Source organism: Mesorhizobium sp. BH1-1-5 (genome assembly GCF_020165615.1).
GTDB lineage: Bacteria > Pseudomonadota > Alphaproteobacteria > Rhizobiales > Rhizobiaceae > Mesorhizobium.
In genome coordinates this window covers 255,035-281,828 of sequence record NZ_JAIUIM010000001.1, presented here as the reverse complement: position 1 = coordinate 281,828, position 26,794 = coordinate 255,035, and the positions used below count along the sequence as shown (strand labels likewise).

Here is a 26,794-nt window from a genome sequence, read left to right as displayed (position 1 = left end):
CCGCCGGCAGCGCAACGACATTGGACAATTTGTCCAATGCCCAGCCGGGGTGGCTTTGGCGAAACTGCGCACGCATAATGGATGACAAGCGCATTTCGGACCGGGCTCGTCCCGGACCGAGCTCGGTGGCGACGGACAAGATGGCTGAAACTTCGACTACCGGAACTGACAGCAGGCTGATCGGCTCGCATCACGGCCAGGTCAGCGCCGGCGATATCGCGGTCGGCGTGATCATCGGCAGGACGTCGGAATTCTTCGATTTCTTCGTCTATGCGATCGCCTCCGTGATCGTGTTCCCAAAGCTTGTGTTTCCGACGCACGACCCGCTGGTCGGAACGCTCTATTCCTTCGCCATCTTCGCGCTTGCCTTCGTCGCTCGCCCGTTCGGCACCGTGCTGTTCATGGCGCTCGACCGCGCCTATGGCCGCGGCGCCAAGCTGACGATCGCGCTGTTTTTGCTCGGCACCTCGACCGTCGCCATGGCGTTCCTGCCCTCCTATGAGGATGTCGGCGCGGTCGCCGCCTGGCTGCTGGGGCTTACCCGGTTCCTGCAGGGCCTTGCGCTCGGCGGGACATGGGACGGACTGCCCTCCCTGCTGGCGCTGAATGCGCCGCAGAACCGGCGCGGCATCTATGCGATGATCCCGCAGCTCGGCGCGCCGATCGGCCTCATCGTGGCAAGCTCGCTGTTTGCCTTCTTCGTCGCGAACCTCTCGGCGGACGACTTTTTCAGCTGGGGCTGGCGCTATCCCTTCTTCGTCGCCTTCGCCATCAATGTCGTGGCGCTGTTTGCCAGGCTGCGCATCGTCGTCACGCCCGAATTCTCGAAACTCTACGAGAGCGGCGATCTGCAGCCGACCCGCATCAGGGACATGGTCAGGACGGAAGGCCGCAACGTCGTGGTCGGCGCCTTCGCGCCGCTGGCGAGCTTTGCCCTGTTCCATATGGTGACGGTGTTTCCGCTGTCCTGGGTGTTCCTGTTCACCAATGAAGGTCCTGAGCGTTTCCTGGTGATCGAGGCGGTGAGCGCGCTGTTCGGCATCGCGGCGATCGTCGCATCGGGCCCGCTCGCCGACCGGGTCGGACGCCGCGCCCTGCTCGGCGGCGGCGCGGTCGCCATCGCCGCCTTCAGCGGCTTTGCCCCGCAGCTTCTCAATGGCGGCACCCTCGGCGAGACGGTGTTCATGGTGCTGGGCTTCATCCTGCTGGGATTAAGCTTCGGACAATCCTCGGGCGTCGTGGCGTCCAGCTTCTCGCGCCAGCACCGCTATACCGGATCGGCGGTGACGTCGGATCTCGCCTGGATGTTCGGCGCCGGCTTCGCGCCACTTGCCGCGCTGCTTCTGGCCGGTAATTTCGGCCTCATCGCCGCCGGCGCGTATCTGCTTTCGGGCGCCGCCTGCACGCTCATCGCGCTCTGGATAGACAGGCAGGCGTCCACGACCGACCGCTAGCAGATTGTCGCAGACGTCAGACCTGGTAGAAATCCCGATACCATTCCACGAAGCGCGGGACGCCGACCTCGATCGGAATCCTGGGCTTGAAGCCGATCACCTCCTCGAGCGAGGTCACGTCGGCGAAAGTCGCCAGGACGTCGCCCGGCTGGAGCGGCATCAGGTTGCGGATTGCCTTGCGCCCAAGCGCGTCTTCCAGCACGTCGATCAGCCTGTTCAACTCGATGGGCGAGCTGTCGCCGATGTTGTGGATCCTGAACGGCGCATTGCTTGTGGCGGGATCGGGCGCGGCGCTTGTCCAATCGGGGTTGGGCGTCGCGGGGTGCCGCATGACGCGGACCACTCCCTCGACGATGTCGTCGATATAGGTGAAATCCCGCTGCATGTTGCCGTGGTTGAAAACGTCGATCGGCTGGCCGGCGAGGATGGCCTTGGTGAAGATGAACAAAGCCATGTCGGGCCGTCCCCACGGACCGTAGACGGTGAAGAAACGTAAGCCCGTCGTCGGCAGCCCGAACAGATGGCTGTAGGTGTGGGCCATCAGCTCGTTTGCCTTCTTGCTGGCGGCATAGAGGCTGAGGGGATGGTCGGCGGAATCATGCACCGAGAACGGCATGCGCGTGCTGCCGCCATAGATCGAGCTCGACGACGCATAGACGAGATGGCCGACCGAGGCCTGCCGGCACCCTTCCAGGATGTTAAGGAAGCCGTTGAGATTGCTTTGCGCATAGACGTGCGGATTGACCAGCGAATAGCGGACGCCCGCCTGGGCGGCGAGGTTGACGACGATCTCCGGCGCGACCGACGCAAAGAGCGCCGAGATGCGGTCGCGGTCGGCGAGATCGACATGCTCGAAGCGAAAATTCGGGAACGCCTTCAGCCGCTCGAGCCGCGCCTGCTTCAGCGCGACGTCGTAATACTCATTCATGGAATCGAGGCCGAGAACCTGCCAGCCTTCGGCAAGCAGCCTGTGGCAAAGGTGAAAACCTATGAAGCCGGCGGCGCCGGTGATCAGGATCGGCCTGCTCGACGTCAATGCATACCCCTAACGCTGCAGCCTCAGGCCGTTCGAAAACTTGCGCCTTTTATGGCAGGCCGGCGACGAATTCAACGATATGCTTTCTTCCGTCGTTCCAACGCGGGCCCGGTCATCGGGGCGGCTGAGGGGCCAAAGGCTGCAGAGTCTTCAACATGGCGACCAGTTGGCTCTGCTGATGGGCGCCGGTTTTCTGGAAGACGCGTTCGAGATAGGTGCGGGCGGATTTGACGGTGATGCCGCCCCGTGCGGCCGTTTCCGCCAAAGTGAGGCCTGCGGCAAGATCGGCTGCCAGCCGCGCCTCCGCCGGCGTCAGATCGAACAAGGCGTTGAGCAGGCTCGCCGAAGGCACAAGCGCGCTCGGCTTGACGGGCGTGGCCATCACCAGGATATCGGCGTTGCCGAAGATGTCATGCGCCGAGCGCCGCAGCGGCAACAGGTGGACGACGAACGGCGCCTCGCCGCCAATGCCAGGCACGGGGATCGATCCGACCGCATTGTCGGCGCAGCTCATGCCGGTCACGGCCAGCTGGAACAGCCGGTTGGCGTCGCGGTCGGCGATCGCCAGTCCGCCATAGGCCACGGATAGGAAGGCCGTGTCGAGCCTGTCCAGATGCGTGTTGGTCGCCATGACGCGTCCGTTGGCCGACAGCACGGCGGCCGGCAACCCCAGCAGATCGAGGGCCGAGGTGGCTGCGGCCGCGCGCTCCACCCGCAGCCGTCCGGCGACAAGGCTGGCGCGGGCAAGATGCGGCCGCAGCACATCGAGCCCGTCGACCTCGCCTTGCACGAAGCCGCCATCCCGGATCCATTTCTGGAAGACGAAGGTCGCCAGCTCTCCGGTCGGCATCGGGATCGCCGTGCACAGATGCGCGCCGATGCCGAATTGCCGCAGCATGATGCGGGCCGGATCGCGCTCGATCTCATCGGGGCTCATGAAGTCGTCGACGCGCACGAAGCTCGCCGGCTGCAGGCCGCACATCTTCTGCACACTGTCGCAGAACTTCCAGAAATCGCCCTTGACGAACTCGTCGAACAGCGGCCGCAGATTGTCGAGCGTCGTTCCGCGCGGCGGGCCGTCGTCGCTGAAGAAGAAGACCTGGGCGCTGGCCGAATTCGACAAGTCGCTCGCCTTCCGAAGCACCGAATTCCACCGCTCCGGAACGAAGGCCGCCTCGTATACGGTTTCAATCAGGTCGATCATGGCGGCCTTTAGGAACGATGCGGGCCGGGCAGGCCCAGGAGGCCACCAGTATCCGACAGCGCAAATGCGATCTCAAGCCAATGCTCATATGCGAGCGCGCTCAGGGAGCGGATCGGCCAACGCGGAATGAGATTTTGCGCATTGGCCCGATTGGGGATCTGCTTTTCTTGGTGATCCGCATTCGGTGGGGCAAACTGCTAACGGGCTGTCAGGAGGAGAAATGAGAGCACGCGCGGCGACGGTCGGAGATCTGGAAGATGTTTTCCGCGGCCTGTCCAAGCGAATGTCGGACGAATATGTGGCGGCCGGCAAGGACAGCAAAAGCGCCTATGACAATCTGATGATGAATTTGAAGGAAGGTCGGGCGCATGCGCTCGTGCAGGACGACAGGACGGTGGCGATCATCGCCTGGCATGAGCATGCGGACGCCGCCGATACGCTGTTTGCCGCGCATGAGGATTTCTTCAACGCCGCGACGGTCCGCTTCTGCAAGCGCCACATCCGCCACGTTCAGGCACTTGCCGGCAACCTTCCTGTCCATTCGCGCAGCTGGCTGGACAGGCCCGATGTCGCGAAATGGTTCCAGGTGATCGGCTATGTCGACTTGGGCCGAGAGAACGGCGCCACCTTGTTCGAGCTGCCGCCGGCCGCCAACGGCTGAAGGCGGCGCAGGCCGCCTTCGGATTGTCGGTGAGCGATCTCTTCTCGACGGCCGGCCCGGTCACGCCCGTCGCTCCGTTTATCGGCTGCTCACGAGCCGAACCAACGCAACCGGCGACTCGAGCCGAACTTTTCCTTGTCGGCGCGCAGCGCCACCGAAGGCTCATAGTAATTGCCGGTCGGCGCCGGGCCTGAAAAGAAATCGACCTCGACCTTGCCGATGCGGCCGCCGCCGAATTCGATGTAGCAGGTGCCGAAGCCGTCGGGGCCGACTGGCGACGCGACCGCGCCGCCGCGCTGGTCAAGCTGCTGGCGCTGAAGCCAGCGCATCGCATGCACCGCGAGCAGGCGATGGAGACCTTCTGGCCGGACGCCGACCCGGAGGCGGCAGGAGCCAGCCTGCGCAAAGCCGTGCATTTCGCGCGCCGCGCGCTCGGTGCCCACGACCTCATCGCGATCAGCAACGACATCATCGCGCTTGCACCCAATGCCGAGCTCGAGATCGATATCGAAGGCTTCGAGGCCGCCGCCAAGACAGCGCTGCGGGGCAGCGAAAAGAGCGCTTTCGAACACGCCGCGGATCTTTATGGCGGCAGGCTTTTGCCAGACGACATTTTTGTTGAATGGCTCGACGCTCCGCGCGCAGATCCAGCAGCGCTACAGCGACCTGTTGCGCGCCGGCGGCCTGTGGCAGCGGCTGATCGCGCTCGACCCGGCGGACGAGCAGGCGCAATGCGCACTGATGCAGATGGCACTCGACGCCCGCAACCGGGTCGAAGCGATCCGCCAGTTCAACCAGCTGCGCGACAATCTGCATGCCGAGATCGGTGTCGGGCCGAGCGCGGCGACCATCGCGCTTTACGAGAAGGCGCTGGCGCTTTCCAGCGCGGAGACAGTCAACCCCTCAGAACGCATCCGCACCTCGCTGGCCTGGGGCTTGGTGCACCTGCAGAGCGGCGAGTTCGACAAGGCAAGCGAGATCGCACGGCAGACGCGCGATCTGGCGCTGGGCGCCGACCTGCCGCGCGAGGTCGGCGAGGCGAGCGCGCTGCTGGGGCTTGCCTCGATGATGCAGGCGCGATGGCCACAATTATTCCGGTCCGAATTCATCGAATGGGTGCGCGCCAAGCCGGCCTTCGTGCAACATGTCTTCGATGGGCATCTGTGCCTGTCCGAGTTCTGTCTGTGCAGCGCCAAGGGTCATGCCGAAGTCGCGGGACTGGCCGAGGAGCTGCTCGCTGTCGCTGAGCAAGCGGAATCGAACGCCGGGCGAGGTCTCGCCTGCCTGCTTCTCGGCGAGGCGGCGCTTTTTTCGGGTGAGCTCGACAGGGCCGAGCAATTCCTCACCGAAGCAGAGCGGCTGCTGCTCGCGGCGGATGCGGTCGCCGGCCGCGTGCTGGCCATCGAGCGGCTGGCCGAGATCGCCCTGGAGCGCGGCCAGAAATGGCGCGCCAGCCGGCTGATCCAGCGCGGCCTCAGCGATGCCGAACGTTCATGGCTTTCGCCGCACCTCATCATGCGCATGCAGGCGTTGGCCGTGCGAGCGGCATCGACGCCGAAGATGGTGGCCGAAGAAATCCTCGCAGGCGACCGGCTGTTAACACCGGGCGCCTGCCAGCCCTGCTCGATGGCGCTGCGCACCGCCTCGGCGATCGCGCTTGCCGAAGCAGGCGAGTTGGAACAGGTCGACCGCCGCCTGAACGACGCCGAACGCATCGCCGGCATGTGGCAAGGCGGTCCTTGGGCGGCAGCCCTTTGGGAAGCGCGCGGCGTGCAGCGGCGGGCACAGGACAAGGAAGTGCGCGCGCTCGCCGCCTTCGAAGAGGCGGCCGGCCGCTACGAAGAGCTTGGGCGGCCCCGCGACCAGGCCCGATGCCTGGCGCGGATGGGAAGCCACGGCTGATCTTGCGCCGGAGGCCAATCGGCGAGATGGTAAGGCAGGCAGCCGGGGGCGCTGGCACGCCCGGATATGCATGGCTGCTGGAAATCGAGATGTCGCGCGCTTGCCTGGCCTTTGTCGCCCTGGTTGCCCTGATGGGGCCGACAGAGGCAGACACGCGCATGTCCCATCTATTCGACCGCTCCGACCTGGCGACGACTTATTCAGGTGAGTCCGATCTCGTGACCGCCTACACGACCGGAATGGCGCGCTACCGTCTGTTGCTCGCCGGTGCCATTGGCACAGCCGATCTCGCCGCCCCGCTCGAACCGCTGGCATTGCGGCCAGAATTCCAGCAACGGACATGGCGCTCGGCGGACGGCAGCCTGCTGCAGGGCTTTGCCGGCAAAGGCGGCTTCCGGCTGACCATGGGGAACTGCGTGGCCCGCATCTGCGTGGCCAGCGAATGCAGCGAAGCCGGCTGGCCACTTTATGCCTGCAGCGACGGGCGCAAGCGCAAGATGTCGGTCAAGAGCTTCGTGACGGCAACATTCGACGGCGTCTCGTACCGGCGGCTGAGCGCGCCACAGGAATGACATTGGCGGCCCGGACCGGGCGACGGAACCGCTTGCGCCCATCTCGCCAAGCATGGCATCGGTTGCGGCGTTTTGAGACGTTCGAAGACAAAGACAGTGGCACGCCAACCGGACCGACGATCCGCAATCCCAAAGGTCAGCCTCGCCCGAGCGCTGTCCAAGCTTGGCTTCTGCTCACGCACGCAGGCCGAGAACCTGGTCGCCGAGGGGCGAGTGCAAGTCGGCGGCAAGACGGTGCGCGATGCCTTGCTGCGCATCGATCCCGACCACGACCGCATCACCGTCGACGGCGAGCGCGTGGTTGCCGAGCGCAAGGTCTATCTGATGCTCAACAAGCCGCGCGGGCTGGTCACGACCCGCGACGATCCTGAAGGCCGCGGCACGGTCTATGACTGCCTGGAAGGGCTCGACCTGCCGTTCGTGTCGCCCGTCGGCCGCCTCGACAAAGCGAGCGAAGGGCTGCTTTTGATGAGCAACGACACGCGCTGGGCGAACGGCCTGCTCGACCCCGCCTCGCATGTCGCCAAGACCTATCATGTGCAGATCGCTCCCGCGCCCGACGAGGAAATGCTCGAGCGCGTTCGCCAAGGGACCATTGTCGACGGCGAGTTGCTCACCGCAAGCTCGATCACGCCGTTGCGCAGCGGCGGGCGGACGGCCTGGCTGGAGATCGTGCTCGACGAAGGCCGCAACCGACAGATCCGCAGGCTGCTCGGCGCTTTCGATATCGAGGTGCTGAGGTTGATCAGGGTGGCGATCGGGGATCTGAAGTTGGGCGAGCTTGCCAAAGGCACGGCGCGGCATTTAACGGCCGAGGAACTGGCGATGCCTTCAGCTTAAGCCGCGAGGCATTCCCCCTCACCCGGACTGCCAACCGAATTGCAAGAGCAACTCGGGGCAATCCGACCTCTCCCCGAGGGGAGAGGAGTTGATCAGCGCCGGCGCCGACCTCTTCTCCCCTCGACCGCGAAACGGCCGGATGAGGGGGAGTCGCGCTCGCTACTTCTGGTTCCACCTGCGGAAGACCGGCTCGGTCAGGTCGTGCTCGTAGCCGAGGACGCTGAGGCTGGCGGTATCGAGCACGAAGTGCTCGCCGCCTTCGGGCGGCAGGCCGACCCAGCGCGCGGCGAAGACGCGCAGGAAATGCGAGCTGGAGAAGATGAGCACATTGCCGGCAACCGCGCGCAGCCCGGCGATGACAGCATCGGCGCGGGCGCCGACATCGGCCGCCGTCTCGCCTTCCGGGCAACCGTCGCGAAACAACTGCCAGCCTGGGCGCTTGGACAGGATCTCCTTGGTCGTCACGCCTTCATAGGCGCCGTAGTCCCATTCCTGCAGGTCGGATTTCCTGACCGCACGCTCGCCGAAGCCGGCAAGCCGGCAGGTGTCGAAAGCGCGCTGCGAGGGGCTCGACCAGACCGCTTGGAATGTCAGGCCCTTGAGCCTCTCGGCGATGCCGCGCGCGGCCTCTTCGCCCTTGGCGGTCAAGGGGATGTCGGTGCGGCCGGTGTGCCTGCCTGAGGCGCTCCACTCCGTCTCGCCATGGCGAACGACGTAGATCTCGGGATACGCGCTGCTCATCGACCGCCCTCTCGGCTGAATGTCTTGCCGAGAATCCGGCTCGTGCAGCCTATGCGGCGGCTGACAAAAAGAACAGGCCGCGGCGGAGCCACGGCCTGTCCGGCATCGGGAGGATGCCGTTTGTCTTCCGCAATTCCAGACGGTGATCAGGCGGGCTGCAGCCCGCCCGACAGCGCGAGGTCGGCCTCCTCAGGCAACTGACCGGCCATGGCGGCGGCGAATTGCTTCTGGTCGAGCTCGCCTTCCCAGCGCGCCACGACGATGGTCGCCACCGCGTTGCCGACGAAGTTGGTGAGCGCGCGGCATTCCGACATGAAGCGGTCGACGCCGAGGATCAGCGCCATGCCGGCGACCGGCACCGAAGGCACGACCGAGAGCGTGGCGGCCAAGGTGATGAAGCCGGCGCCGGTGATGCCGGCCGCACCTTTCGAGCTCAGCATGGCGACGAGCAGGAGCAGGATCTGGTCGCCGAAGGTGAGCGGCGTGTCGGTCGCCTGGGCGATGAACAGGGCGGCAAGCGTCATATAGATGTTGGTGCCGTCCAGGTTGAAGGAATAGCCGGTCGGGATCACCAGGCCGACGACCGAGCGGTTGCAGCCGGCGCGCTCCATCTTGGCCATCAGGCCTGGAAGTGCTGCTTCCGACGATGAGGTGCCGAGCACCAGGAGCAGTTCTTCCTTGATGTAGCGGATCAGCGCCAGGATGGAGAAGCCGTTATACCATGCGACAGTGCCGAGAACGACGAGCACGAAGAGCAGCGACGTCAGATAGAAGGTGCCGATCAGCATGGCGAGGTTGGCGATCGAGCCGATGCCGTATTTGCCGACGGTGAAGGCCATGGCGCCGAAGGCCCCGATGGGCGCCGCCTTCATCAGGATGGCGACGAGGCGGAACACCGGCGAGGTCAGTGCCTGCAGGAAATCGACCACCGGACGGCCACGCTCGCCGACCAGCGCCAGCGCGATGCCGAACAGCACCGAGAAGAACAGCACCTGAAGGATGTCGCCCTGCGCGAACGCGCCGGTGATGGTGTCGGGGATGATGTTCATCAGGAAGCCGACAATGGAAGTGTCATGCGCCTTCTCGGTGAAGGTCGCCACCTTTGAGGGATCGAGGGTCGCTGGATTGATGTGCATGCCGGCGCCGGGCTGGATGACGTTCGACACGATGAGGCCGACGACGAGTGCCAATGTCGAGAAGACGAGGAAATAGATCATCGCCTTGCCGGCGACGCGGCCGACCTTGTGCAGGTCGGAAACACCGGCAATGCCGGTCGCCACGGTGAGGAAGATCACCGGCGCGATGACCATCTTGACCAGCTTGATGAAGGCATCGCCAAGCGGTTTCAGCGAGGCGCCCAGGTCGGGATAGAAATGGCCAAGCAGGATGCCGGCGGCGATCGCCACCAGGACCTGCACATAGAGATGCCGGTAAAAGGGAACCTTGCCGCGCGGTTCGGCGGCAGCGATTGCTGTCTGCATGATGTCCTCCGTTCGACCCCCGATCGAGACGCTCGACCTCCCTGGGGGCTGTTGACCTCCACAGCCTCGCGGCTGCTGCCGATGTGTTTGCAATGCGCGTGCCAGATTGCGCGCAGCGTTTCGCTTCATTGATTTTACTAGCGTTTTAACCTTTCGGCATGCCTCTTCGGCGACACCAGTGCGGTTATCCGCATAGGTTGAATTGCGCTTTGTGCGAAAACATGCACAGATGCGACATGCTGCAACGCCCTGCCGCTGCCCTCGCCCCGACGCCGGAACTGCTTGCCGGGCGGGCGCGGCGCGCCTGGCTGCTGTTCGCGGCGGTGGCGCTGGCGATCATCGCGGCAGCGCTCTACGGGGCCGGCCTCTATGGCCGCTCGACCGAGATCGAGGCTTTGGCCTCGCAAGGGCGCACGGACGCCAACCTCAAGGTCGCGCTGCTGCGCGCGGTGCTGGAGAACCCGCGCGCGCTGCCGCTGCTTTTGTCGGAGGACCAGCAGGTGCATGACGCGCTGAGCGAGCGCAGCCCTGCCTCTATCGACGTGCTCAACCGCAAGCTCGAAGGACTGGTCTCGGGCACCAAGGCCTCGGTGCTCTATGTCACCGGCACGGATGGCCTGGCGATCGCTTCCAGCAACTGGCGCGAGCCGGTGAGCTTCGTCGGCAACGACTATGGCTTTCGCGCCTATTTCTCGGGCGCGATGGAAACCGGCACGGCCGAATATTTCGCGCTCGGCAATGTCAGCAAACGTCCCGGTCTCTACATCTCGCGCCGGGTCGACGGCGCTTCGGGGCCGCTCGGCGTCGTCGTGGTCAAGATGGAGTTCGACCAGCTCGAGTCCGACTGGCGCGAGGCGAACCGGCCGGCCTATGTCAGCGATGCGCATGGCGTGGTGCTGATCACCAGCGTCCCCTCCTGGCGTTTCATGGCGATTGCGCCGCTGGCCGCTCCGGTCACGGCCGAGATCCGGGCCAGCCAGCAGTTCGGCGAGGCGCCGCTGGTGCCGTTGCCGATCACGAGGCCACGACCGCTCAGCTCCGACGTCGCGCTGGTCCATGCCATCACGCCCGGCGGCAGCGATGCGGAGTATCTGCGGCTCTCGACCGCTGTGCCGTCGACACCCTGGCGCCTCGACTATCTCGTTCCCGCTGAAGCACCGGTCGCTGCGGCGCAGCGCGAAATGCGGCTCCTGGCGCTCGGTGTCCTTGTCCCGCTTGTCGCCTTTGCCGCCTATCTTTTGTGGCGGCGGCAATCCGGCCAGATGCGGATTGCCGCCGAACAGGCCGCGCGCGCCGAGCTCGAGCGCCGGGTCGTCGAGCGCACGCAGGATCTCAGCCTGGCGCGCGACCGGCTGCAGGCCGAGATCGCCGACCATCGCAGCACCGAGGCGAAGCTGCAGGTGATGCAGCAGGAGCTGGTGCAGGCCAACCGGCTTGCCACGCTCGGCCAGGTCGCCGCCGGCGTCGCGCATGAGATCAACCAGCCGGTGGCGACGATCCGCGCCTATGCCGACAATGCGCGCGTCTTCCTCGAACGCAAGCAAAGCGCCTCGGCCGAGGAGAACCTTGGCGCCATCTCGGCGCTGACCGAGCGTATCGGCTCCATCACCGAAGAGCTGAAAGCCTTCGCCCGCAAGGGCCGCACGGCGGCCGAGCCGGTCGAATTGCGCGGCGTGATCGAGGGTGCCGTCGTGCTGCTCAGGAGCCGCTTTGCCGGCCGGCTGGATGCGCTGGCGATCACACTGCCGCCGCCAGCGCTGAAGGTTATGGGCAACCGGCTGCGGCTGGAGCAGGTGCTGATCAACCTGTTCCAGAACGCGCTGGAGGCGCTTGAAGGCCGTGACGACGCGAAGGTCGAGGTTTCGGCGGCCGAGACCGGCGATGACGTCACGCTCACAGTCTCGGACAACGGCCCGGGCATCCCGCCCGCGATCCTGAAATCGCTGTTCACGCCCTTCAACACTTCGAAGGAGAAAGGCCTGGGCCTCGGCCTCGTCATCTCCAAGGACATCGTTGCCGACTATGGCGGGCGCATCGAGGTGGCGAACAGCAGCCAGGGCACACGCTTCACCATCCATCTGTCGAAAGCCGGCGCAGCATGACCAAGGACGACCCGGCACCAGTCATCCTGATCGATGACGACAGCGATCTGCTCAAGGCGACACGGCAGACGCTGGAGCTCGCGGGCTTCGCCGTGTCGGCCCACCCGGTGGCGAGCGAAGCGCTGGCGACGCTCGGCCGGAATTTCGCCGGCGTCGTGGTGTCGGACATCCGCATGCCGGAGATCGACGGGCTGCAGCTCTTCGACCGCGTGTTGCGGCTCGATCCGGACATTCCCGTCATCCTGGTCACCGGTCACGGCGATATCGCCATGGCGGTCAAGGCGATCAAGGACGGCGCCTATGATTTCATCACCAAGCCTTTCGCCGCTGAGCGGTTGGCGCAGAGCGTTGCCCGCGCCGCCGAAAAACGCCGGCTGGTGATGGAAAACCGCGCCCTGCGCGAGGCGGCCGAACAGGCGCAGGAAGGGCTGCCGCTGATCGGCCAGACGCCGGCCATGGAGCGGCTGCGCAGGACGCTGCGGCAGATCGCCGACACCGATGTCGACGTTCTGGTGACCGGCGAGACCGGTTCGGGCAAGGAGGTGGTGGCGGGCCTGCTGCACCGCTGGAGCCGCCGCGCCAAGGGCAATTTCGTCGCACTCAACTGCGGCACGTTGCCGGAGACGGTGATCGAAAGCGAATTGTTCGGCCACGAGGCCGGCGCCTTCACTGGGGCGCAGAAGAAGCGGGTCGGCCGTATCGAGCATTCGAGCGGCGGCACGCTGTTCCTCGACGAGATCGAGAGCATGCCGGCCTCGACGCAAGTGCAGATGCTGCGCGTGCTCGAAATGCGCGAGGTTACGCCGCTCGGCACCAATGAGGTGCGGCCGGTCGACCTGCGCGTCGTCGCCGCCGCCAAGGTCGATCTCGGCGACGCCGGCCAGCGCGGCAATTTCCGCGAGGATCTCTATTACCGGCTCAATGTGGTGACGCTTTCGATCCCGCCTCTGCGCGAACGGCGGGACGACGTGCCTTTATTGTTCGGCTACTTCGCCGAGCGCGCCGCATCCCGTTTCCGGCGCGCCGTGCCGGCAATCTCCGCCTCGGTCCAGCGCCATCTCGGCGACCATGACTGGCCGGGCAATGTGCGCGAGCTCGCCCATTTCGCCGAACGCTTCGTGCTCGGGCTGGACGACATTGCCGCTGCGTCTTCTCCTGCGGCAACGGAGATCGACACCTCAATGCCCTTGCCGGAACGGCTCGATCGTTACGAAGCCGAAATCATCCGCGAGACACTTGGTCGCAATGACGGCGACGTCCGCCGCACCATCGAGGCGCTCGGCATTCCGCGCAAGACCTTCTACGACAAACTGCAACGGCACGGCATCGTGCGCAGCGATTTTTCCCGGTAGATCAAGGCTTGAGATGGTGCATGATGCAGCCCGAAAACCGCTTCACACTTTTCGGCATCATGCTCTGGAACCGCAACGCCGCTACCTCGTTGAAACCAACCGGGAAACCGTGGCACGTTGGCACCAGCCGGGCGGCGAACGCATCGCCGCGACGGCGTTGCCGGGTTGCGCTCGGCAAGCGTTGATGGTTTGTTGCCGCCCAGCGGAGAACGAATAATGCGCGAATCCCTCGGTCAAGACGAATACGGCTCGACCAGCCCTTTCGACCCGGACGACCTGCCCAATCTCAATGCGATGGGGCCGGCGATGGGCGGCGGCAATGATTTCGAGAAATACGCCGTCGCCGTCATCATCGTGTTCGGCGCGCTGATCATCGGCGGCCTGATGGCCGCCTCCATGTCCTTCGGCCACCGCAACGGCTTCCTATTCGCGCTCGGCGGCGCCACGGCGGCCTGGATTTCCGGCAATGCGCTGTTGCTCGACCGGCCGCGCATCTATGCGCTGTTCGTCGCCATCGCCGCCGTGATGCTGATCGCTTCGACGATCACGCTGGTTGTGTAATCCATCAATATCCGAGTGCTTCGCCGGCCGCCGCGCGGCTGTCGATGGCGCCGTTGTAGCGCGCGCCGCCGCCCTTCTCGATTTCGCTCAGGCTCTTGCCGCCGACCAGAATGCCGGCCGCCTGGCCCCAGGTCTCGTCGCTGAGGTCGAGATGGTAGCCCATGCCGGCAAGTAGCTTCTCTGTGTCCGGCGAAAGGCCGAACGGCTCGACATAGACCGTGTCCGGCAGCCATTGATGATGGATGCGCGGTGTGTCGATCGCCTGCTGAATGTTCATGCCATGATCGATGACGTTGACGATCGCCTCCAGCGTGATGGTGATGATGCGCGAACCGCCCGGGCTGCCGATGACCATGAACGGCTTGCCATCCTTCGTCACGATCGTCGGGCTCATCGAGGATAAAGGTGTCTTCTTCGGCTGGATGGCGTTCGCCTCGCCCTGCACCAGCCCGTAGAGGTTCGGCACGCCGGGTTTCTGGGTGAAATCGTCCATCTCGTTGTTGAGCAGGATGCCGGTGCCGTCGGCGACGACCCCGGCGCCGAAGGAGCCGTTCAGCGTGTAGGTGACCGCAACCGCGTTGCCGTCATTGTCGATGATCGAATAGTGGGTGGTTTCCTTCGACTCGCCGAAGCCTTTCGGCATCAGGTCCTTCGAAACGCCGGCACGGAACGGATCTATCTTGTCGCGGATGTCTTTCGCATAGGTCTTGTCGAGCAGCTTCGAGATCGGATTGTCGACGAAATCCGGGTCGCCGAGCGCCGAGTTGCGGTCGACATAGGCATGGCGCATGGCTTCGACCATGACATGGACCGTCTCGGCGGAGCCCGAGCCGAGATAGGAGAGCGGGTAGCCTTCGAGCACGTTGAGTATCTCGCAGATGATGACGCCGCCCGAGCTTGGCGGCGGCGAGGAGATGATTTCGTAACCGCGATAGGAGCAGGTCACCGGCTTCAATTCGCGCACGGCATATTGCTCGAAATCGCCCTTGGCGAGGATGCCGCCCTTGGCGCCGCTCGCCTTGACGATTTCATCGGCGATGGCGCCCTTGTAGAAGGCGTCCGGCCCCTTTTCCGAGATCGCCGACAGCGAGGCGGCAAGGTCCGGCTGAACGAGCGTCTCGCCAATGCCATAGGGCTTGCCGTCCTTTTTCAGGAAGATGGCGGCCGCCGCCGGGTCCTTGGCCAGCCGGTCGGCGCTGCCGGCGAAAGAAGCCGCGTCGCCCTGGTTGAGCACGAAGCCATCCTTGGCGTAGGCGATTGCCGGCGCCATCAGGGCCTGCCGCGACTGCGTGCCGTATTTCTCGCGCGCCATCTCGAAACCGGCGACCGAGCCCGGCACGCCGACCGCGAGATAACCGTCGAGGCTGGCGCCCTTGACCGGATTGCCGTCCTTATCGAGATACATGGTCTTCGTCGCGGCGAGCGGCGCGCGCTCGCGGAAATCGAGGAAGGTCGTGCGGCCATCCTTCATGCGCACGGTCATGAAACCGCCGCCGCCTATATTGCCGGCGTTGGGATAGACCACGGCGAGCGCGTAGCCGACGGCAACGGCGGCATCGACGGCGTTGCCGCCTTTCTTCAGCACCTCGACGCCGACTTCGGTGGCAAGATGCTGGGCCGTCACCACCATGCCGTGCTCGCCCTTGGCGGGAGCAGGCGACGCGGCGAAGGCGACGATCGACGGCGTGAGGACAATTGCGAGCGAGAGGGTGACGCCGATCAGCGTCCGACGGGTCAAGGGCATGGCGGTGCTCCTGGCGTTGGGGACGCCTAGGAAAGACCCTCAGGGCGAATTAGTCCAATAACAATTGAAGCAGCGCGCAAGAGACCCCCCTCACCCGGATTGCCAAATCGAATTGCAAGGGCAATTCGGGCAATCCGACCTCTCCCCTGGGGGAGAGGAGCTTGCGCTGACCTCTCTTCTCCCCTCGGGGAGAAGGTGGCCGCGCAGCGGCCGGATGAGGGGGAGTGGCTCGGCTTCAGACGATGCCGCCGCCGCCACCGGCAACCGCCGGCCTCTCCGCAGCGACCTTCGCGCGGTAGCCGGCTTCGCGATAGGCCGCGACCGGATCGACGGCGCCGCCGGTCCTCAGCCGCGCCATGGCGAGGATCGGCTCGACATCGGTGCGGTAGGCGCTTTTCAGCGTCTGCGTCGCCATCAGCGCGTCATTGGCCTCCTGGAAGCCCTCGAGCGCCTTGCGGTCGACCAGCAGCGCCTGCACATAGGCGCGCTGCACCTCGACCGCCGACAGCATCAGGCTTTCGATCGGATCGGTGACGTTGTGGCTCTGGTCGAGCATATGCGCGGGATGGAAGCCCTTGGCGCCGGAAAGCTCGGCATCGACCAGCTCGTTGAAAACGAGGAACAGCCGATAGGGATCGATCGAGCCGGCATCGAGATCGTCGTCGCCATATTTGGAATCGTTGAAGTGGAAGCCGCCGAGCTTGCCGAACTGGATCAGCCGCGACACGATCATCTCGATGTTGACGTTGGGCGCATGGTGGCCGAGGTCGACCAGGCAGAAGGCTTTGTCGCCGAGTTCCCTGGCGATGATGTAGTTGGTGCCCCAGTCCTGCACGACGGTCGAATAGAAGGCCGGCTCGTACATCTTGTGCTCGGTGAACAGCCGCCAGTCGTCCGGCAGGCCGGCATAGATCTCCCGCATCGCATCGAGATAGCGCTCGAAGGCTTTTGCGAAATTGACCTGGCCGGGGAAGTTCGAGCCGTCGCCAATCCACACCGTCAGCGCCTTGGAGCCAATCGTCCTGCCGATCTCGATGCATTCGAGATTGTGCTCGACCGCCTGGCGACGCGTGCCGGCATCGGCATGGGAGAGCGAGCCGAACTTGTAGGAGCGCTGCTGGTCCTTCGCGTCGGAGAAGGTGTTCGAATTCATAGCGTCGAAGCCGAGGCCGAAGCGCGAGGCCGCCTGCTTCAACCGGTTCGGATCGGCCTTGTCCCACGGGATGTGCAGCGACACGGTGGGAGTGGCCTGCGTCAACTGGCTGATGACGGCGCAGTCCTCGATCTTGTCGAAGATGTCGCGCGGCTCGCCGGCGCCAGGGAAACGGGCGAAGCGCGTGCCGCCGGTGCCGACGCCCCAGGACGGGATCGCCACGCCGAATTTCTCGACCTTGTCGCGGATCGCGTCGATGGCGATGCCGCGGCGGTCGAGGCGCTCGCCGAGCGAGGCGTAGTCGCGCTCGAGGTCGGTTTTGCGCGCGGCGTTGTGGCTGGCGACCAGATCGGCGCGGATAATCGTTTCGGACACTGCAATTCCTCCCAGAACTCGTTTGGCTGGCGCTGCCCTCATCCGCCCTTCAGGCACCTTCTCCCCGTGAACGGGGAGAAGGGAAAGGGAGCCTAGCGCGTGAAGCTTTGCGCGTTGCCGGCGTCGACGTTGACGATGTTGCCAGTCGACTTGGCCGACATGTCGGAGGCGAAGAAGTAGATCGCCTCAGCGATGTCCTCCGGGAAGACCGAGCGCTTCAGCATCGAGCGCGAGCGGTAATGCTCCTCGAGATCGTCGGTCGACATCTTGTAGGCGGCGGCGCGCTGTTCCTTCCACTCGCCGGTCCAGATCTTGGAGCCGCGCAGCACGGCGTCCGGATTGACGACGTTGACCCTGATCTGCGCTTCCGCGCCTTCCAGCGCGAGGCAGCGTGCCAGATGGATCTCGGCGGCCTTGGCCGTGCAATAGGCGGACGCGTTCGGCGAGGCGGCTAGGCCGTTCTTGGAGGCGACGAAGACGACGTTGCCGCCGATCTTCTGGGCGCGGAACAGGCGGAAGGCTTCACGCGAGACGAGGAAATAGCCGGTGGACAGGATATCCATGTTCTTGTTCCACAAGGCTAGCGTCGTTTCCTCGATCGGCGCGGAAGACGCCAGACCGGCGTTGGAGACCAGGATGTCGATGCCGCCGAACTCGACCGACGTTTCGGCGAAGCCGGAAAGCACCTGCTCCTCGGAGGTTACATCGATGCGAACCGGACGGACGAAGTCTTTTCCGAACGCCTTCGACAACTCCTCATTGGCGCTGGCCAAAGCCGTCTCGTCGATATCGGCGAGCACCACGCAAGCGCCTTCGCGCAGCAGCCGGTTGGCGGTGGCGCGGCCGATGCCGCCGGCGCCGCCGGTGACCAGCGCGATCTGGCCGGCCAGCACCTTCGGCTTCGGCAGGCGCTGGAGCTTTGCTTCCTCGAGCTGCCAGTATTCGATGTCGAAGGCTTCCTGCGCCGGCAGGCCGACATAGGACGAGACGGTCGAGGCGCCGCGCATGACGTTGATGGCGTTGACGTAGAACTCACCCGAGATGCGGGCCGTCGCCTTGTCGCCGGCGAAGGTGAACATGCCGACGCCGGGCATCAGATAGACCACCGCATTCGGATCGCGGATGGCCGGCGAGTCCGGATGCTTGCAGCTGTCATAGTAGGCCTGATAGCCGACACGATAGGCGGCGATGTCGTCAGCGAGGCGCGCGATGACGGCGTCGACGTCCGGGTTGGCCGGGTCGAATTCGATCACCAGCGGCCGGATCTTGGTGCGCAGGAAATGGTCCGGGCATGAGGTGCCAAGCGCCGCCAGCGGCCGCAAATCCTTCGAATTGACGAATTCAAGCACGGCCGGCTGGTCGTCGAAATGGCCGAGCTTGTGGCTCTTTTCGGAAATCAGGCCCCTGATCCTCGGCATCAGCTTGGCGGCGATGGCGCGGCGCGCCGGCGCGTCGAGCGCCTGCACCACTTCGCCGCCGAAGATCGCCTTGCCCTGCGACTTACGTTCGAACCATTCGATTGCCTGGTTGATCACCGAGATCGTCGTCTCGTAGCATTCCTTGGGCGTGTCGCCCCAGGTGAACAGGCCATGGCTTTCGAGCACAACGCCCCTGGCGTCGGGGTTTTCGAGGCAGAATTTCTCCAGCCACAGGCCCAACTCGAAGCCCGGCCGTTTCCAGGGCAGCCAGCCGATGGCGTCGCCGAAAATCTCCTTGGTGATCGCCTTGGAATCCTTGGCAGCGGCGACCGCGATGATGGCGTCGGGATGCATATGGTCGACGCAAGCCTTCGGCAGGTAAGCGTGCAGCGGCGTGTCGATGGAGGCCGCGCGCGGATTGAGGTTGAAGGTGCAGTGGGGCAGGTAGCCCACCATCTCATCCTCGTGCTCGACGCCGCGATAGAGAGCTTTGATGGCGCGCAGCTTGTCCATGTAGAGGGTCGCGAAACCGTCAAGCTTGATCGAGGCGCTGTCGCCCCCCGAGCCCTTGACCCACAGCACCTCCACCTCCTCGCCGGTCAGCGGGTCCTTCTGCCGGACCTTGGACGAGGTGTTGCCACCGCCATAATTGGTGACGCGCTTGTCGGACCCCAGCGTGTTCGAGCGATAGACCAGGAGCTCGGGACCGCTCATCCCTGCGGCTTTTGCATCGTCCCAAAGATTGGCGAGGCGCGAGCCGGAGCGCTTGTCGAGCATAGGTATCCTCCCTTGGAACGCGAACGCCGCGCCCCTCATTTCTCGCCGGGGAATGTCTACGCAAGCGCTGCGCTTGTCAATCATAAACGATCAAGATCGATCATATTGCACTGAACAATGAAAATATTTGATCGGAAATGATTGACACTGCGCGTTTTCTAAGGCCTGATGCTTGGGCAGGGAGGAACCATGCACGAAAAAGAGCGCCACAGGATCATTCTGTCCGCCGTCCAGGAAAAGCCTGTGGTGACGGTGCAGGAGATGGTCGAACTGACGGACTCCTCCGAGGCGACGATCCGGCGCGACATCGCGGCCCTGCATGTGCAGAAACGCCTGCGCCGGGTGCGCGGCGGCGCCGAGGCGATCTCGCCACCGCAATTCATCGGCCTTGCCGGCCGGCCCTTCTCCGTCAACGAGACGCTGAACGCCGCGCAGAAGCGGGCGATCGCGCGGGAGGCGGTCAACCTTTGCACCGACGGCGAGCCGATCATCATCAATGGGGGCACCACCACCTTCCAGATGGTGCATTTCCTGACCGGACGCCGGATGCCGATCTTCACCAATTCCTTCCCGATCGCCGAGCATCTGCTCAAGCACTCCAAGAACACGGTGATGCTGTCGGGCGGCACGATCTACCGCGAGCAGAACATCATCCTGTCGCCCTTCGACAATGACGTGACGCGCAACTTCTATGCGCGACGCATGTTCATGGGCGCGCAAGGGCTGGGGCCGCTCGGGCTGATGGAAGGCGATCCGCTGCTGATCCAGGCGGAGCAGAAGCTGATCGACCAGGCCGACGAGTTGGTGGTGCTGGTCGATTCCTCGAAATTCCGCATGCGCTCCAGCCTGATCCTGTGCGGGCTGTCGCGCATCGCGACCGTGGTCACCGACGACGGCATCGAGGACCGCGAGGCCAAGATGCTCGAAACCGCGGGCGTGGCGCTGATCGTCGCCCGCAAACAGTCAAGCGACAAGGAAGAATCTTCACTGCAGGCCTGAGGGAAACTCACGCCCGCAGCGGCGATGGAATGCAACGCTCAAGGGAGGATATTCGATGAGCCTTTTGAAGAAACTGCTGGTTACGGCGGCGTTTTCCGCCGCCATGTTCGTGAATGCCGCCTATGCCGAGAACGTCAAGATCGCGCTGGTGGTGAAGTCGCTCGGCAACGGCTTCTTCGACGCCGCCAACAAGGGCGCCGAGGAAGCGGCCAAGGAACTGGGCGACGTCGACGTCATCTACACCGGCCCGACCAAGGCGACCGCCGAAGCGCAGATCGAGGTGATCAATTCGCTGATCGCGCAGAAGGTCAACGCGATCGCCGTTTCGGCCAATGACGCTGACGCTCTTGTTCCCGTGCTGAAGAAGGCGATGGAACGCGGCATCACCGTGATCTCGTGGGACTCGGGCGTCGCCAAGGAAGGCCGTCAGCTCCACCTCAACCCGTCCGACACCGGTCTGATCGGCGAGACGATCATCAAGCTTGCCGCCGACTACCTGCCGGAAGGCGGCGACGTCGCGATCCTCTCGGCATCCTCGACGGCGACCAACCAGAACGCCTGGATCGAAGCGGCCAAGAAGGTGCTGCCGGAGAAGTTCCCGAAGATCAAGCTGGTCGCCACCGTCTATGGCGATGACGACTCGGCCAAGAGTACCGACGAAGCCAAGGGCCTCTTGAAGTCCTATCCGAACCTCAAGGCGATCATCGCGCCGACCACCGTCGGCGTCGTTGCCGCCGCGCAGGTCGTCACCGACGAGAACCTGATCGGCAAGGTCAATGTCACCGGCCTCGCCCTGCCGTCGGAATTCAAGAAGTTCATCGACAATGGCGCATCCCAAGCGGTTGCGCTGTGGAACCCGATCGACCTCGGCTACTCGGCGATCTACCTCGCCCATGACCTGGCTGTGAAGAAGGAAGAAGCCAAGCCGGGCGCCACGCTGTCGATCGGCCGCGTCGGCAAGGTGACGCTCGACGACACCAACTCAGCCGCGATGGCTCCGCCCTTCCAGTTCGACAAGACCAACATCGAGAAGTTCTCCAAGATCTACTGATCCCCGGACTGACGGCGCTGCCCCCTCATCCGGCCGCTTCGCGGCCACCTTCTCCCCAGTGGGGAGAAGAGCCCGGAGCCAAGCTCGCAAGCCTCCTCTCCCCTCGGGGAGAGGTCGACCGAGCGAAGCGGAGGTCGGATGAGGGGGAGTCAACACTGAATATAGACGGGCTTGATACGATTATGGATACGACGGCCCATCACGGCAAAGTAGAGGCGCGGCCCCCAGCCTCGGCCCCGCGCCTGACGCTTTCAGGCATCTCGAAAAGTTTCCCAGGCGTGCGCGCCCTGTACAATGTCAGCCTGGCGCTTTATCCGGGCCAAGTCACCGCGCTGATCGGCGAGAACGGCGCCGGCAAGTCGACCCTGGTCAAGATCATGACCGGCATCTACCAGCCCGATTCAGGCGAGATCGGCATCGACGGCCAGGCGACGACGCTGCCCAGCGCGCATGCCGCCTTCGGCCACGGCATCACCGCCATCCACCAGGAAACCGTGCTGTTCGACGACCTTTCGGTCGCCGAAAACATCTTCCTCGGCCACGCGCCGCGCACCCGCTTCGGCACCATCGACTGGCGCACGATGCGCAGACAAGCCCGCGAGGTGCTGGAGACGATGCGCGCGGGCCATATCGACGCCGACGCAAGGCTGAAGGACCTCGGCATCGCCAACAAGCATCTCGTAGCCGTCGCCCGCGCGATGTCGATCGATGCGCGCATCGTCATCATGGACGAGCCGACCGCAGCACTTTCGATGAAGGAGATCGAGGAGCTTTTCCTGCTGGTCGAATTCCTGAAGAGCGAAGGCAAGGCGGTGCTCTTCATCAGCCACAAGTTCGACGAGATCTACCGCATCGCCGACCGCTACACCGTCTTCCGCGACGGCGAGATGGTGGGCGAAGGCCTGCTCAAGGACACCGGCCAGAACGAGATCGTGCGCATGATGGTGGGCCGCAACGTCGACCACATTTTTCCGCAGCGCGAGCCGAAGATCGGTGCGCCGGTGCTTTCCGTCTCCGGCCTGTCGCATCCGACCGAATTCGACGACATCGGCTTCGAATTGCGCAAGGGCGAGATCCTCGGCTTCTACGGCCTGGTCGGCGCCGGGCGCAGCGAGGTCATGCAGGCAATCGCCGGCATCACCCGCACCAGCCGGGGCGCCATCTCGCTCGACGGCCAGTCGATCGCGCCGAAATCGGCCGCCGATTCCATCGAAGCCGGCATCGTCTATGTGCCGGAAGAGCGCGGCAAGCAGGGCGTGGTGATCGGCCTGCCGATCTTTCAGAACGTGTCGCTGCCGTCGCTTTCGCGCACCTCGAAATCCGGCGTGCTGAGGCTGGCGGAAGAGTTCTCGCTCGCCCGCTCCTACACCGAGCGGCTCGACCTGCGCGCCTCCTCGCTCAGCCAGGATGTCGGCACGCTGTCCGGCGGCAACCAGCAGAAGGTGGTCATCGCCAAATGGCTGGCGACGACGCCGAAGGTGATCATCCTCGACGAGCCGACAAAAGGCATCGATATCGGCTCCAAGGCCGCTGTGCATGGCTTCATGGCCGAACTGGTCGCGCAAGGGCTTTCGGTGATCATGGTGTCATCGGAGCTGCCAGAAATCCTCGGCATGTCAGACCGGGTCGTGGTCATGCGCGAAGGACGCATCGCGGCGACATACGACAATAAGGGGCTCGACGCCGAAACGCTGGTTAGAACGGCAGCGGGGATCGCGGCATGAAGGGCTTCCTCAAATACCGTGAGATATGGCTGCTGGCCGGCATCGTTGTTTTGATCGGGCTGATCTCAACGCGCTTCCCCGGCTTCGCCGACCCCGCCAATCTGCGCCAGGTGTTCAACGACACCTCGATCCTGATGATCCTGGCGCTGGGGCAGATGGTGGTGATCCTGACGCGCTCGATCGACCTCTCGATGGCGTCCAACCTCTGCTTCACCGGCATGGTGGTGGCGATGCTCAACGCCGCGCATCCGGCCATCCCGATCCCGGTGCTGATCGTTATCGCACTGGCCGTCGGGTTGGTGCTGGGGGCGATCAACGGTTTCCTGGTGTGGCGGCTGAACATCCCCTCGATCGTCGTGACGCTCGGCACGCTCACCATCTATCGTGGCGCCACCTTCGTCGTCTCCGGCGGCGCCTGGGTCAACGCCGACCAGATGAGCCCCGCCTTCATCAACTTCCAGCGCACGGCATTCCTCGGCCTGCCGGTGCTGTCCTGGATCGCGATCATCGTGATCGCGCTGTTCTTTCTGGTGATGACGCGGACCGCGATCGGCCGCTCCATCTACGCCATCGGCGTCAACCCGACCGCCTCGGTCTATGCCGGCATCGATGTCGGCCGCACCAAATTCATCGTCTTCTGCATTTCCGGCATGATCGGCGGGCTCGCCGGCTATCTCTGGATCTCGCGCTACGTGATCGCCTCGGTCGAGGTCGCCAACGGCTATGAACTGAACATCATCGCCGCCTGCGTCATCGGCGGCATCTCGATCGCCGGCGGCATCGGCTCGGTCGGCGGCGCGGTTTTGGGCGCGCTGTTCCTCGGCATCATCTCCAACGCGCTGCCGGTCATCAACATCTCGCCATTCTGGCAGATGGCGATCTCGGGCAGCGCCATCATCCTGGCCGTGGTGCTCAACGCGCGCGGCGAGCGCCGGCAGGGCCGCATCATCCTGAGAAAGGCGGAAGCGGCATGACCGACGCCCCTGCCCCGCGCCATATCCCCGACCGGCTCGACAAGCCGCTTTCCTCGGCGATCTTCTCCTGGGAGGCGCTGCTGGTCGTCATCGCGGTCGCCATCTTCGTAATCAACAGTTTCGCTTCGCCCTATTTCCTCGATCCGTGGTCGCTGTCGGACCTGACCTTCAACTTCACCGAAAAGGGGCTGATCGCGCTCGCCATGGCGCTGCTGATCATCTCGGGCGAGATCGACCTGTCGGTCGCCGCGATCGTGGCTTTGGCCTCGACCATGATGGGCATGGCCGTGCAGGCCGGCGCCGGCACCCCGGTGCTGGTGGCGATCGGCATCGTCGTCGGCCTGGCCTGCGGCGCCTTCAACGGGCTGCTCGTCACCCGGCTCGGCCTGCCGTCCATCGTCGTCACCATCGGCACGATGAGCCTGTTCCGCGGCATCGCCTTCATCATCCTCGGCGACCAGGCCTACAAAGGCTATCCGGAAAGCTTCGCCTTCTTCGGCCAGGGCTATGTCTGGTGGGTCTTCTCGTTCGAGCTGGCGTTGTTCCTCGTCGCGGCTTTGATCTACTGGTTCGTGCTGCACCGCACGAGCTTCGGCCGCCGGGTCTTCGCCATCGGCTACAATCCGGTCGCCTGCCAGTTCTCCGGCGTGCGCGTTGCCCGCATCAAATTCATCCTGTTCTGCCTGACCGGGCTGATGTCGGGCATCGCCTCCGTGCTGATCACCTCACGGCTCGGTTCGACAAGGCCGTCGATCGCGCAGGGCTATGAGCTCGAGGCCATCACCATGGTGGTGCTCGGCGGCGTCTCGATCCTCGGCGGCGCCGGCAGCATCCTCGGTGTCGTCCTCGCCGCCTTCATAATGGGGCTGGTGACGTTTGGGCTCGGCCTGCTCAACGTGCCGGGCATCGTCATGTCGATCTTCATCGGCCTGTTGCTGATCATCGTCATCGCGCTGCCGATCGTCTGGCGGCGGCTACGCGAAGGGCGCTTCGCCTGATGGAAAAATATGCCTTCAAGATGAAGCTCAACCCCGGCATGAAGGCCGAGTACAAGCGCCGCCATGACGAGATCTGGCCCGAGCTGGTGGCGCTGTTGAAAGAGGCCGGCATCTCCGACTATTCGATCCATCTCGACGAGGAGAGCAACATCCTGTTCGGGGTGCTGTGGCGGCGTGACGATCACGGCATGGCCGACCTGCCCAACCACCCCGTGATGCAGCGCTGGTGGGCGCATATGGCCGATGTGATGGAGACCAGGGCCGACAACGAGCCGGTGGCGGTGCCGCTGGAAACAATGTTCCATATGGCATGATCGTTGCCGTCATCGATATCGGCAAGACCAACGCCAAGGTAGCGCTGGTCGATCTCGCGACATTAAGCGAGATCGCGTTGCGCCGTATCGCCAACGCGCCGGTACGCCAAGCGCCCTACCCGCATCACGATGTCGAGGCGCTGTGGACCTTCATCCTCGACAGCCTGTCCGATCTCAACCGCGAGCGGCGGATCGATGCGATATCGATCACCACGCATGGCGCGACCGGCGCGCTGGTCGACGCCGCTGGTGAGTTGGCGCTGCCGGTGCTCGACTACGAATTCGACGGCCCGGACGAGCTTGCGGCCGGCTATGACGCCGTGCGTCCGCCCTTCGCCGAAACAGGCACGCCGCGGCTGCCGATCGGCCTCAATCTCGGCGCGCAGTTCTTCTGGCTTGAGAAGCGTTTCCCGGCGCAATTCGCCAAGGCCGCCGCGATGCTGACGTACCCGCAATACTGGGCACTGCGGCTGACCGGGGTTGCCGCCAATGAGGTGACGTCGCTCGGCTGCCATACCGATCTGTGGAACCCCTGGACATCCGATTACTCGTCGCTGGTCGACAGGATGGGCTGGCGCCTTCTGATGGCGCCGGTGCGGCCGGCGAAGGACAGGCTCGGCTCGATCCTGCCGGCGATTGCGCGACAGACGGGTCTCGATCCCGCGACTCCCATGTTCTGCGGCCTGCACGACTCCAACGCCTCGCTGCTGCCGCATCTGTTGGCCGATCGGCCACCCTTCTCGGTCGTTTCGACCGGCACATGGGTGGTGTCGATGGCGGTCGGCGGCCGGAAGGTCGAGCTCGATGCGGCGCGCGACACGCTGGTCAATGTCAACGCGCTCGGCGACCCGGTGCCTTCGGCCCGCTTCATGGGCGGGCGCGAGTTCTCGCTGCTGACCGACGGCCAGCCGCAGGAATGGAGCGAAGCCGATGTCGCCGCTGTGCTAGCGCGCCAGGTCTTGCTGCTGCCTTCCACCCAACAGGGCTCCGGGCCATTCCCGCATCGTGACGCACAGTGGGTCAATGCCGAGAACTTGAGCCCTGGCCGGCGCTTCGCCGCCATCTCGTTCTATCTGGCGCTGATGACCGCGACCTGCCTGGAGCTGATCGGCGGTAACGGGGCGACGACGGTCGAAGGGCCTTTCGCGCAGAACCAGCTTTTCAACCGCATGCTGGCGGCAGCGACGGGGCGGCCCGTCGTTGCGTCGGAGACGTCGACCGGGACCAGCATTGGCGCCGCGCTGTTGGCGTCGGACGGTGTGCCCGCGATGAGTAAGGGCAAGCGGACCGAACCCCCGGCCGATCCGGCCTGGCAAGCCTACGGGCAAGCGTGGCGGAAGATCGCCGCCGCGTAAGCCAGC

24 protein-coding genes are annotated in these 26,794 nt (G+C 64.7%); 16 read left to right on the top strand and 8 right to left on the bottom strand.

Annotated features, from left to right (window positions below; genetic code table 11):
• Positions 1-140 precede the first annotated feature (140 nt).
• Positions 141-1,454: an MFS transporter gene (locus LB572_RS01465; RefSeq protein ID WP_224666414.1), complete on the top strand. Its 1,314-nt coding sequence runs from the start codon at positions 141-143 to the stop codon at positions 1,452-1,454.
• Between the two features lie 16 nt (positions 1,455-1,470).
• Here LB572_RS01465 and LB572_RS01460 read toward each other — a convergent pair whose 3' ends face one another.
• Both LB572_RS01460 and LB572_RS01455 read right to left on the bottom strand, forming a co-directional pair.
• On the bottom strand, positions 1,471-2,490 hold the full coding sequence (locus LB572_RS01460) for an NAD-dependent epimerase (RefSeq protein ID WP_224666413.1): 1,020 nt from the start codon (positions 2,488-2,490) through the stop codon (positions 1,471-1,473).
• Positions 2,491-2,602: 112 nt separating this feature from the next.
• Positions 2,603-3,694 (bottom strand): helix-turn-helix transcriptional regulator, encoded by a 1,092-nt coding sequence (locus tag LB572_RS01455; protein ID WP_224666412.1) that lies wholly within the window; start codon positions 3,692-3,694, stop codon positions 2,603-2,605.
• A gap of 220 nt (positions 3,695-3,914) precedes the next feature.
• Between LB572_RS01455 and LB572_RS01450 the strand changes: the two genes are divergently transcribed.
• A complete protein-coding gene (locus LB572_RS01450) occupies positions 3,915-4,355 on the top strand; it encodes a hypothetical protein (protein WP_224666411.1) in 441 nt (146 codons plus the stop codon).
• 89 nt (positions 4,356-4,444) lie between these two features.
• On the opposite strand, the gene LB572_RS01445 is transcribed toward LB572_RS01450, so the two are convergent.
• The gene (locus tag LB572_RS01445) at positions 4,445-4,927 is read right to left on the bottom strand and encodes a hypothetical protein (protein WP_224666410.1); all 483 of its coding nucleotides are present in this window, start codon (positions 4,925-4,927) and stop codon (positions 4,445-4,447) included.
• Between the two features lie 46 nt (positions 4,928-4,973).
• Here LB572_RS01445 and LB572_RS01440 point away from each other — a divergent pair, with 46 nt between their 5' ends.
• From LB572_RS01440 to LB572_RS01430, 3 genes are all read left to right on the top strand, one after another.
• Positions 4,974-6,257: a BTAD domain-containing putative transcriptional regulator gene (locus LB572_RS01440; protein WP_224666409.1), complete on the top strand. Its 1,284-nt coding sequence runs from the start codon at positions 4,974-4,976 to the stop codon at positions 6,255-6,257.
• 89 nt (positions 6,258-6,346) lie between these two features.
• Positions 6,347-6,829 (top strand): hypothetical protein, encoded by a 483-nt coding sequence (locus LB572_RS01435; RefSeq protein ID WP_224666408.1) that lies wholly within the window; start codon positions 6,347-6,349, stop codon positions 6,827-6,829.
• Positions 6,830-6,925: 96 nt separating this feature from the next.
• Positions 6,926-7,669: a pseudouridine synthase gene (locus LB572_RS01430; RefSeq protein ID WP_224666407.1), complete on the top strand. Its 744-nt coding sequence runs from the start codon at positions 6,926-6,928 to the stop codon at positions 7,667-7,669.
• Positions 7,670-7,828: 159 nt separating this feature from the next.
• Here the strand turns inward: LB572_RS01430 and LB572_RS01425 are convergent, their stop codons facing one another.
• Together LB572_RS01425 and LB572_RS01420 are read right to left on the bottom strand one after the other, a co-directional pair.
• Positions 7,829-8,410, bottom strand: coding sequence for a histidine phosphatase family protein (locus LB572_RS01425; RefSeq protein ID WP_224666406.1), 582 nt, complete (start codon positions 8,408-8,410; stop codon positions 7,829-7,831).
• Between the two features lie 146 nt (positions 8,411-8,556).
• Positions 8,557-9,891, bottom strand: a complete 1,335-nt coding sequence (locus LB572_RS01420) for a dicarboxylate/amino acid:cation symporter (protein WP_140807025.1) — start codon at positions 9,889-9,891, stop codon at positions 8,557-8,559.
• A gap of 236 nt (positions 9,892-10,127) precedes the next feature.
• On the opposite strand from LB572_RS01420, the gene LB572_RS01415 reads away from it, so the two are divergent.
• Genes LB572_RS01415 through LB572_RS01400 form a run of 4 tightly spaced genes read left to right on the top strand, consistent with a single transcriptional unit; the run spans position 10,128 to position 13,906 of the window.
• The gene (locus LB572_RS01415; RefSeq protein ID WP_224666405.1) at positions 10,128-11,993 is read left to right on the top strand and encodes a sensor histidine kinase; all 1,866 of its coding nucleotides are present in this window, start codon (positions 10,128-10,130) and stop codon (positions 11,991-11,993) included.
• Positions 11,990-13,345, top strand: a complete 1,356-nt coding sequence (locus LB572_RS01410) for a sigma-54-dependent transcriptional regulator (RefSeq protein WP_224666404.1) — start codon at positions 11,990-11,992, stop codon at positions 13,343-13,345. The genes LB572_RS01415 and LB572_RS01410 overlap by 4 nt, the downstream gene beginning before the upstream one ends.
• Positions 13,346-13,365: 20 nt before the next feature.
• Complete coding sequence (locus tag LB572_RS01405) at positions 13,366-13,530, top strand: hypothetical protein (protein ID WP_181179666.1); 165 nt, start codon at positions 13,366-13,368, stop codon at positions 13,528-13,530.
• A gap of 31 nt (positions 13,531-13,561) precedes the next feature.
• On the top strand, positions 13,562-13,906 hold the full coding sequence (locus LB572_RS01400) for a hypothetical protein (protein ID WP_140807022.1): 345 nt from the start codon (positions 13,562-13,564) through the stop codon (positions 13,904-13,906).
• Positions 13,907-13,910: 4 nt separating this feature from the next.
• Here LB572_RS01400 and ggt read toward each other — a convergent pair whose 3' ends face one another.
• The 3 genes from ggt to LB572_RS01385 form a co-directional block, all read right to left on the bottom strand.
• Positions 13,911-15,650 carry a gamma-glutamyltransferase gene (gene ggt / locus LB572_RS01395; protein ID WP_224666403.1) on the bottom strand — a complete coding sequence of 580 codons (1,740 nt, stop codon included), beginning with the start codon at positions 15,648-15,650 and terminating at the stop codon, positions 13,911-13,913.
• Between the two features lie 235 nt (positions 15,651-15,885).
• Positions 15,886-17,178 (bottom strand): L-rhamnose catabolism isomerase, encoded by a 1,293-nt coding sequence (rhaI, locus tag LB572_RS01390; RefSeq protein ID WP_224666402.1) that lies wholly within the window; start codon positions 17,176-17,178, stop codon positions 15,886-15,888.
• Positions 17,179-17,270: 92 nt separating this feature from the next.
• Positions 17,271-19,373 carry a bifunctional rhamnulose-1-phosphate aldolase/short-chain dehydrogenase gene (locus LB572_RS01385; protein WP_224666401.1) on the bottom strand — a complete coding sequence of 701 codons (2,103 nt, stop codon included), beginning with the start codon at positions 19,371-19,373 and terminating at the stop codon, positions 17,271-17,273.
• 189 nt (positions 19,374-19,562) lie between these two features.
• Here LB572_RS01385 and LB572_RS01380 point away from each other — a divergent pair, with 189 nt between their 5' ends.
• From LB572_RS01380 to LB572_RS01350, 7 genes are all read left to right on the top strand, one after another.
• Entirely contained in the window at positions 19,563-20,372 is an 810-nt protein-coding gene (locus tag LB572_RS01380) for a DeoR/GlpR family DNA-binding transcription regulator (protein WP_140807018.1), read from the top strand.
• Between the two features lie 55 nt (positions 20,373-20,427).
• On the top strand, positions 20,428-21,423 hold the full coding sequence (rhaS, locus tag LB572_RS01375) for a rhamnose ABC transporter substrate-binding protein (RefSeq protein ID WP_140814717.1): 996 nt from the start codon (positions 20,428-20,430) through the stop codon (positions 21,421-21,423).
• A gap of 182 nt (positions 21,424-21,605) precedes the next feature.
• Complete coding sequence (locus LB572_RS01370) at positions 21,606-23,147, top strand: sugar ABC transporter ATP-binding protein (protein WP_224666400.1); 1,542 nt, start codon at positions 21,606-21,608, stop codon at positions 23,145-23,147.
• Positions 23,144-24,121, top strand: coding sequence for an ABC transporter permease (locus LB572_RS01365; protein WP_224666399.1), 978 nt, complete (start codon positions 23,144-23,146; stop codon positions 24,119-24,121). The genes LB572_RS01370 and LB572_RS01365 overlap by 4 nt, the downstream gene beginning before the upstream one ends.
• Entirely contained in the window at positions 24,118-25,119 is a 1,002-nt protein-coding gene (locus LB572_RS01360; protein WP_140807014.1) for an ABC transporter permease, read from the top strand. Before LB572_RS01365 ends, LB572_RS01360 begins: the two co-directional genes overlap by 4 nt.
• Positions 25,119-25,433 carry an L-rhamnose mutarotase gene (gene rhaM, locus LB572_RS01355; protein WP_224666398.1) on the top strand — a complete coding sequence of 105 codons (315 nt, stop codon included), beginning with the start codon at positions 25,119-25,121 and terminating at the stop codon, positions 25,431-25,433. Before LB572_RS01360 ends, rhaM begins: the two co-directional genes overlap by 1 nt.
• Positions 25,430-26,788, top strand: a complete 1,359-nt coding sequence (locus tag LB572_RS01350; RefSeq protein WP_224666397.1) for an FGGY-family carbohydrate kinase — start codon at positions 25,430-25,432, stop codon at positions 26,786-26,788. Before rhaM ends, LB572_RS01350 begins: the two co-directional genes overlap by 4 nt.
• Positions 26,789-26,794: the final 6 nt, after the last annotated feature.